Source organism: Pseudomonas sp. MF6396, from assembly GCF_002018915.1.
Lineage (GTDB): Bacteria > Pseudomonadota > Gammaproteobacteria > Pseudomonadales > Pseudomonadaceae > Aquipseudomonas > Aquipseudomonas palmensis.
The window spans coordinates 1-7,518 of record NZ_MVOK01000056.1 but is presented as its reverse complement, the minus strand read 5'-3'; the positions used below and the strand labels follow the sequence as shown (position 1 = coordinate 7,518).

The 7,518-nt window shown below is 61.6% G+C and carries 7 protein-coding genes; 3 read left to right on the top strand and 4 right to left on the bottom strand.

What is annotated here, in order from left to right:
* Positions 1-159: 159 nt before the first annotated feature.
* From MF6396_RS27490 to MF6396_RS27480, 3 genes are all read right to left on the bottom strand, one after another.
* Positions 160-3,189 carry a Tn3 family transposase gene (locus MF6396_RS27490; protein WP_024015041.1) on the bottom strand — a complete coding sequence of 1,010 codons (3,030 nt, stop codon included), beginning with the start codon at positions 3,187-3,189 and terminating at the stop codon, positions 160-162.
* Positions 3,173-3,775: a recombinase family protein gene (locus tag MF6396_RS27485; RefSeq protein WP_010465829.1), complete on the bottom strand. Its 603-nt coding sequence runs from the start codon at positions 3,773-3,775 to the stop codon at positions 3,173-3,175. Before MF6396_RS27485 ends, MF6396_RS27490 begins: the two co-directional genes overlap by 17 nt.
* Positions 3,776-4,221: 446 nt before the next feature.
* Positions 4,222-5,064 (bottom strand): helix-turn-helix transcriptional regulator, encoded by an 843-nt coding sequence (locus MF6396_RS27480; RefSeq protein WP_047306875.1) that lies wholly within the window; start codon positions 5,062-5,064, stop codon positions 4,222-4,224.
* Positions 5,065-5,181: 117 nt separating this feature from the next.
* Between MF6396_RS27480 and MF6396_RS27475 the strand changes: the two genes are divergently transcribed.
* From MF6396_RS27475 to MF6396_RS27470, 3 genes are all read left to right on the top strand, one after another.
* Positions 5,182-5,715 carry a carboxymuconolactone decarboxylase family protein gene (locus MF6396_RS27475; RefSeq protein ID WP_020309197.1) on the top strand — a complete coding sequence of 178 codons (534 nt, stop codon included), beginning with the start codon at positions 5,182-5,184 and terminating at the stop codon, positions 5,713-5,715.
* Positions 5,716-5,742: 27 nt separating this feature from the next.
* A complete protein-coding gene (locus MF6396_RS29280) occupies positions 5,743-5,865 on the top strand; it encodes a hypothetical protein (RefSeq protein ID WP_256213827.1) in 123 nt (40 codons plus the stop codon).
* 58 nt (positions 5,866-5,923) lie between these two features.
* A protein-coding gene (locus MF6396_RS27470) for an IS5 family transposase (protein WP_099421609.1) occupies positions 5,924-6,732 on the top strand; the annotation gives its coding sequence in 2 pieces (ribosomal slippage) (positions 5,924-6,254 and positions 6,254-6,732; 810 coding nt in all).
* A gap of 37 nt (positions 6,733-6,769) precedes the next feature.
* Here the strand turns inward: MF6396_RS27470 and MF6396_RS27465 are convergent.
* Positions 6,770-7,384: a recombinase family protein gene (locus MF6396_RS27465; protein WP_047306878.1), complete on the bottom strand. Its 615-nt coding sequence runs from the start codon at positions 7,382-7,384 to the stop codon at positions 6,770-6,772.
* Positions 7,385-7,518: the final 134 nt, after the last annotated feature.

Sequence of the window (7,518 nt, the reverse complement as noted above, 5' to 3'; positions counted from 1 at the left end):
GCGTAAATCAGCCAACGGATAAAGTGATCACTGAGCAGCTCAGCCTCCCTTTCCAGTTCGGCTGTTAAAAAAACAACACCGTTGTTTGAAAGCACCAGCAAATCAAGTGCTCACTCTTCTATTTTACGGGGTTGTACGCCGGAATCCCAGAAATTTCCGTCAGCCCAGCTCCAGTCCCGCCACGAGCGCATCCAGGTCGATGAACTTGCCGTCAGTCTGGAAGGTGTAATGCCCGTTCAGCAGGATGTGCCGCCAGGCCGCTGGCGACATCTGCGTGATCAACGCCAGCGCCTTGGCATTGCCAGCTGCCTCGTACTTCGTCAGCAGCAGGGACAGGATCGCCGAGTTGTAGAAGATGATCGCGTTGCCGATCAGCCTGGCGCACTGGTTGCTGATCTCGATTTCGATGTCGGTGCGGCCGGTCAATTCCTTCTTCCCACCGACTTGGGCGATGGTCGAGCGTAGCTGGTGATAGGACTCAATGCGGTTCTGCGAGCGGTGAACATTACGCTCCAGTTGCGGGTCGCGCAGGTAGCGCAGTGTGTAGATACTGCGGATGAGCTTGTCGAACTCGAAGATTGCGCGCCGCGTCGGGTTCGGCGCCGTATAGGTGCACAGCTTGCGGATCAGCGTGCCCTGCGTCATTTCCTTCAGGCCCAGTGTGGCGACGATTCGGTCGATGTTCGCCTTCTCACCGACGATGAGTTGCCGGTCGATCTGGCCAGCCGGCCGGATCAGGCATTTCTCGTACAATGCCAGATCATCGGCGCAATACAGCTCCTGCAACTGGTCGTCGAGGTCGGTGAAGCGCGGCTCGAAACGAAGTCCGAACCAGTGCAGGATGGCGAAGTTGGCCTTGTTGATGCTGTGCATGTCGCCGGTGATCGCGCTCGGCACGATGTCCGACGTGTTGCGGTACCAGATGTCGAACACGTGGTGAGCCTCGTACTCGTGTGCGCCTATCAGGTAGCCGTTCAACGGCACGTGATTGCACAGCAGCGTGTAGGCGACGACGCCCTTGCCGCGGCCGAAATATTTGCGCGAGTAGCGCGCCTTCACAGTTGGTCGCTCGACGCCGAATTTCTGCCCATCAACGGCACCGTACAACGAATCGAGGTCGAACGAGTAATGCGGGAAGATCGGCAGTGCGGCGATGGCGTTGCTGATGCAATCGTTGGCCACATGTAGCGTCGCCTGGCGCAGGTACTGCTGGTAGGTACTCTCCAGGACGTGGTACGGGATGTCGCTGGTACGTGCCATAACCTGGTTGCCGTGGTTCATGGCTTGGGCAATGATCACCGCCATCAGACTGTCGGCGTCGGCTACCTTCTTCGCATAGCGTGGCTGCAATGGTGTCAGCGCCGACAGGAACTGGCACTGGCCGTTGACGAAGCGAAACACGTCGGCGACATCGCAGTATGGCAGTTGCTCGTAGAGAGCTTGCTCGCGCGCCTTCTGGTTCTCCCCCTTGGGCTTGCGCCAGGTCAGTCTCTGCGTGTCCTTGTCGTATTCCAGGTGCGTCAGCTTGCCCTGTTTCAGCTCGCGATTGAACGCCACCCATTGCGCACGCAACTCGGTCGCCAGTGCATCGAGCTGGGCACTGACCGGCTGCCGCAGGAAGGGGATGTCCATCTGCGCGAGCACGGCGGCTTTCTCGTCCATCGAAACCAACTCGTCGGACAAATGCCGGTGCTGCAAGCTATCGTCAATGTAGAGCTCGCCCGCCTGGAAGCGTTTCCTGACCTGACGGTAAAGCCAGAATTCGTAACGATCGGCATGCAGGCCTGTCGGCGTGCCTTCGGCATCGAACATCAGCAGGTACGGACGCAAGCGTTTCGGCAGCGTTGCCGCCGGACATTCGTCGAGTGGCCGTTGTGATAGGCGCTGCTGCTTGGCGAACACGCTCTTGGCCCAAGTCAGCGCCGCGAGCCATGGGTTATCGGGGGCCGTGCCGGCGAAGTCGAGCGCGACGTACAGCGGCCGTAGATGGCGTCGAATGCGTTCGGCCAGGCCGTCCACCGCCTGCCAGTGCAGCGCCAGTTTGTTCAGTGGCTTGACGCTCATGCGCTGCGCCGTGTTTTGCAGCAATTCCCTGGACATGATTTTGTAGGCGCGTTGGCGCACCTCGCCGAACGGCGTCGGATCGGCCACGCTGTCGTCCACGTACAGCGACAGCAGGCGGCCAACCTGCGGCGTTTCCTGATGGCGTCGCAGCTGTTCGGCGACAAAGGACTGTTTCGCACCCGTGCGGCTCTCGTCCTCAAGTTTTTTCATGTGGAAGGCCATCGCGTCGACCAGGTTGTCGGTGAGCTGCCGGTAACGTACCCAGGCATAGCACAGCAGGTAGAGCCGGGTCTGCTCCGCCTTCAGGTGGCGCAGGTCATGGACGGTATAGAAGTTCGCCAGGCTCGCGTAGTACAGCAGGTTCTGCTGCGAGATGCCGAGCTTGGGCAGCAGCGCCTTGGCGATCCCGTGCAAGGACTTCAGCGTGGCGCGCTTCTCGCGCTCCCCTGCCATCTGACGCCAGCCGAAATCTTTAGCGTCCTGCTTGAGCGCTGCCAGTTGAGACAGGGTGTCGTCACGCACCAGGAGCTGGCCCAGCGCAGCTTTGGCCGATTCGTCCAACACTTCTGCCAGCAAGCCGCCCAAGCGCCTGCGTTCGGTGGACAGGGCTTCACTGACCAGCTCTTGTAAGGTGGTGTGGCCGGGCCGGATGATTTTGTGCTCGCTGAGCCAAACGATCAGTTCGGCGGCCACGAATCCTGGCATTACGTCGCGCCGCACGATCTGTTCAGCCTGCTGTGCCAGTTGCGGCAGGAAGCTAGCCGCCCACGACCGGTAGCCGAACAGTTCGGCGATCTGACCCCTCTGGCTGTAGTGCTCATGCTTGGTGATCGCCTTGCGTTCGAACGCTTCGCCGTGGAAATAGCGACTCAGCACGAAGGCGCAATCGTCCTCGACCTCATGCCAATCGAAGCGGAAGAAAGCATGCTTGGCCTTGAAGTAGCCGATCTGCAAGACGCAATAGACTTGGGCCTGCAGGCTAGGCCGGCTGCTGGCGAACGCCAGTTCAGATTCGGCCAACGCCAGGTATTCCAGCCGCTGAGCATCGTCGAAGTCCGGTAGGCCGTACAAGGCTTCCTGCTCTGCGTCAGAAAAGACGGTGAGTAGCTTATTCTTGTTGCTCATCGACCGTCCTTCCCGCACCACGCCAACCTGCTCGCGTCAATGTTTCGATCAACGTAGTGCGCTTGACATTGAAGTTGCGGCACACCGCCGCCTTAGACATGCCGCCATCGAGCGCGGCGACGATGGCGTCCAGCTTCTCACCAGTGATCGCCTGCGGCCGGCCGCCGATCCGGCCGCGTTTGCGTGCGGCGGCCAAGCCCGCGACGACGCGCTCCTGAATCAAGGCGCGCTCGTACTGCGCGAGCGCACCGAACACCTGGAACAGGAATTCGCCCGAGGGCGTCGTAGTGTCCAGGTTCTCTGTCAGCGAGCGGAACGCCACCCGCTTGTCCTTGAGCGAAGTCACAATGGCGAGCAGGTGCGACAGCGAGCGACCGAGCCGGTCGAGTTTCCACACCACCAGCACATCGCCGGCTCGAACGAACTCAAGCGCCCGCGCCAAGCCGGCACGGTCATCCTTCGCGCCAGAGGCACGATCCTCAAACAGGTGACGCGGATCGACGCCGGCGGCGAGCAGCGCGTCGCGCTGCAAGTCCGTGCTCTGGCGGTCGGAGTCCGACGACACGCGCATGTAGCCAACCAACATAGGCGGATAACCATCAAAAACAGGTTTCCGCATAATAGTGAATAGCGATAGAGTTTTCCGTACATTTTTGAGGGGGTGTTGCACAGGTAGCACTGTCGTTTTCAGAAGACGGCTGCACTGAACGTCAGAAGCCGACTGCACTATAGCAGCGGAGGGGTTGGATCCATCAGGCAACGACGGGCTGCTGCCGGCCAATAGCCGACAATGACGACACTGGAAATCCCCGCCTGTGAGCGTCGGCTCAGGGCGGGACAGCGTCATCCAGCTACCTGCGCCACTGACTCAGCCTTGTCCAGCCGGCCGCGCCGCACGAACAGACTGACCAGCCGTTGACGGATCGCCACCTGGAGTTCCGCCAGTTGTTCCGGCGTGATGCGAATTTCACCCGCTCGACGAGCGCAACACCGGCGCCGCCTACGCCAAGAACCGGCGAATCGAACTCAAACTCACGAACCGCTGAGCGCCGCGTCACCGCGCTGCTGCGCCAGCCAGTCGCGCGGGGCGCAGCCCATGCGCACGCGGAAGGCGCGCGCCAGAGCGTTCGGGCTGCCGTAGCCGACGCGGTCGGCCACCACCGCCACCGGCCGCCCCTGCTTGAGCAGGGTGCAACTGACGTTCATCCGCCAGTCGGCCAGATAGTCGCCCGGCGTGACGCCCACCGCGTCCTTGAACGCGGCGGCGAAGCGCGCGCGTGACATGCCCGCCTTCGCCGCCAGCGCCTCGAGCGACCACGCGGTCTGCGGCGCATCGTGCATGGCGGTTATGGCGCGCGCGAGTTTCGGGTCGGCCAGGCCCGCCAGCAGTCCGGTGGCGCCAAGCCGCCCATCCATCAGATAACGCAGCAACTGGATCAGTAGCAACTCGTACAAGCGGTCGATGGCGGCCTGCCGACCGCACTGGTCGCGCTCGGCTTCGGCAAACAGCAACTCTAGCGTCGGCCCGAGGCCGGGCAAGTCCGCCAACGGAATCAGCAGCATCGACGGCAAGGCCATGGCCAACGGATTGCCCGTCGAAGCGCCCAGGTCGACCTCCGCACACAACAGCTCAGCGGTATCGCCGGGGGCGGCGACAAAACGATGCGACGCCACGCGCGGATAAAACAGCAGGCTCGGCTCGGTAACCAGCAGATCTTCATGCACGGGCGAACGCGCCGTAATCGGGCCGCGCCGCACCAGATGGATATAGCCATGCGGCGCCGCGTAATGATGCTGCCCACAGAAGGCGCCGCTGTGAAAAACGCGCGCCGAAAGCGAGTAGTGCCGGAGCAAGCCGGCCAGTCGATCCGCCATTCCACTCTCCATATAAGACGATAGGTTACGTATTTGATACTTTACGTGCCATATCGTACCAAACAAAGGGCGATCATGCCCACGTGCTCTTGCACCTCACCCACTACGGAGATAGACATGACCCAAATCGCCCCCCTGACCATCGACACCGCTGACGCCGCTACCGCTGCCACACTCAAGGCCGTCAAAGCCAAGCTTGGCATGGTGCCGAACCTGTTCGCCACGCTGGCCCACGCGCCGGCGGCGCTCAATGGCTACCTCGGCTTGTCCGAAACGCTGGGCACCGGCCGCCTGAATGCCTCCCAGCGCGAGATCGTTGCGCTCGCTGCCGGTCAAGCCAATCGCTGCCAGTATTGCCTGAGCGCACACACCCTGATCGGCAAAGGTGCCGGACTGTCGGCAGAGGCCATCGCCGCGGCCCGCACCGGCCAGGCGGCCAACGCACTTGACGATGCAATCGCCGGCTTTGCCCGCGCGCTGGTCGAGCAACGCGGCGTGGTGTCGGCCGACGCCATGGCCAACTACCGCCGCGCGGGGCTCGACGACGGCCTGATACTGGAAGTGATCGCCAACGTCGCGCTGAACACGCTCACCAACTACACCAACCACATCGCCGACACCACGGTGGATTTCCCCGTGGTCGCCGTCTGATCTCCATAGGCATATAAGGAGAACACGATGAAAATCGCACTCACCGGCGCTCTGCTCGCCAGCGCCCTCGTCCTGCCACTGGCCGTCACGGCCGGCGACTTTTCGCCCTATGTGGGGTCGTCTCAGAAAACGGAAAATAAAGCACTCTAAGAGTCGCTAACACCACTGCCCAAGAGACCCGCATGAAGCAGTTATGCTTCATGCCCTCATGGCAAGACAACCCGTTAGCAAAGAACTGTGGCTGCAGTTGCAGCCCCTGATCCCCACCTTCACTCCCTCCGCCAAAGGTGGCGCACGCAAGCTCGCAGTGAGCGATGAGGCCGCCCTCAACGGCATCTTGTTCGTGTTGCATACCGGCATTCCATGGGAAGACCTCCCACAATCCCTTGGCTATGGCAGCGGCATGACTTGCTGGCGGCGACTTCGGAATTGGAGCGCAGCAGGGGTTTGGCAGAGGTTGCACCAGGCCATGCTGATGCGTTTGCGTGAACACGACCAGATCGATTGGAGCCGGGCCAGTATTGATGGCTCTTCGGTACCAAGCCCCCGGGGGGCCAGGAAACAGGCCCGAACCCCACCGACAGAGGAAAACTCGGCTCCAAGCGGCACATCGTCGTAGACGCCAGAGGCATCCCGCTGGTGGTTCTTGTCAGCGGGGCGAACAGACATGACTCCATGATGTTCGAGCGGTGCTTGGATGCGATCCCTGGCGTTGCAGGCCTGCAGGGTCGACCTCGCAAGCGACCAGCGAAGCTGCATGCTGACAAAGGCTATGACTACAAACGCTGCCGTGCCCATCTGAGGCAGCGAGGCATATCCAGCCGCATTGCCAGGCGCGGCATTGAAAGCAGCGAAAGGCTGGGCAAACATCGCTGGGTAGTGGAGAGGACGCACGGATGGTTTGCTGGCTTTGGCAAACTGCGAATCCGCTTTGAAAGGCGCCTTGACATCCACGAAGCGCTTTTGAAGTTGGCAGCCGCGATCATCTGCGCACGCTTCGTGGATAGGTGGTGTTAGCGGCTCTAAGCCGATGGCGTAGGTGGCACTCATCGTGTCACGTGCGGGCAAGCAGCTTCTCGCCATCGGGGCGCAACTCGCCCTTGGGCGAAATGTGCCGGTACAGGGTCTGCCGTGTGATTCCAAGCTCCAGACACAGGTCACCCACCTTGGTTTCTGGCTGGCCCATCGCGGCCATGGCCAGCCGCAGCTTGGCTGCGGTCATCTTGAACGGACGCCCGCCCTTTCGACCGCGCGCCCGCGCCGACGCCAGGCCGGCAATGGTGCGCTCGGCAATCAGTTCGCGCTCGAACTCGGCTAGTGCCGCAAAGATGCCAAAGACCAGCTTGCCAGCTGCCGTCGTGGTGTCGATGGCAGCGCCATGTCCGGTCAGCACTTTTAGCCCGACACCGCGCCCGGTCATATCGTGCACGGTGTTGATGAGGTGACGCAGGTCCCGACCCAGCCGGTCGAGCTTCCAGACCACCAGCGTGTCACCTGGCCGTAGCGCTTTGAGGCATGCGACCAGACCGGGGCGGTCCTCGCGCTTGCCGGACACCTGATCATCATAGAGGTGGGCCGGATCGACGCCGGCAGCAACCAGCGCATCGCGCTGCAAGTCCGTCCCCTGGGTGCCGTCAGCCTTGGATACCCGCATGTAGCCAATTTGCATATTTTGTCCTGTCACATATACGTTCGATTATGTGACAGTGTGAGCCAGAAAGTTCTCGCCGTCAAAAACTGTCACTTAACCCGTCATTTAGTCTAAGACCTGCAAACGGCCATTCAGGCTCGTAATGTGACAAA

Bases quoted from the DNA above. Each gene is read 5' to 3' on its own strand.
- MF6396_RS27465 (WP_047306878.1), bottom strand. From the start codon at position 7,384: ATGCAAATTGGCTACATGCGGGTATCCAAGGCTGACGGCACCCAGGGG.
- MF6396_RS27475 (WP_020309197.1), top strand. From the start codon at position 5,182: ATGACCCAAATCGCCCCCCTGACCATCGACACCGCTGACGCCGCTACC.
- MF6396_RS29280 (WP_256213827.1), top strand. From the start codon at position 5,743: ATGAAAATCGCACTCACCGGCGCTCTGCTCGCCAGCGCCCTCGTCCTG.
- MF6396_RS27480 (WP_047306875.1), bottom strand. From the start codon at position 5,064: ATGGCGGATCGACTGGCCGGCTTGCTCCGGCACTACTCGCTTTCGGCG.
- MF6396_RS27485 (WP_010465829.1), bottom strand. From the start codon at position 3,775: ATGTTGGTTGGCTACATGCGCGTGTCGTCGGACTCCGACCGCCAGAGC.
- MF6396_RS27490 (WP_024015041.1), bottom strand. From the start codon at position 3,189: ATGAGCAACAAGAATAAGCTACTCACCGTCTTTTCTGACGCAGAGCAG.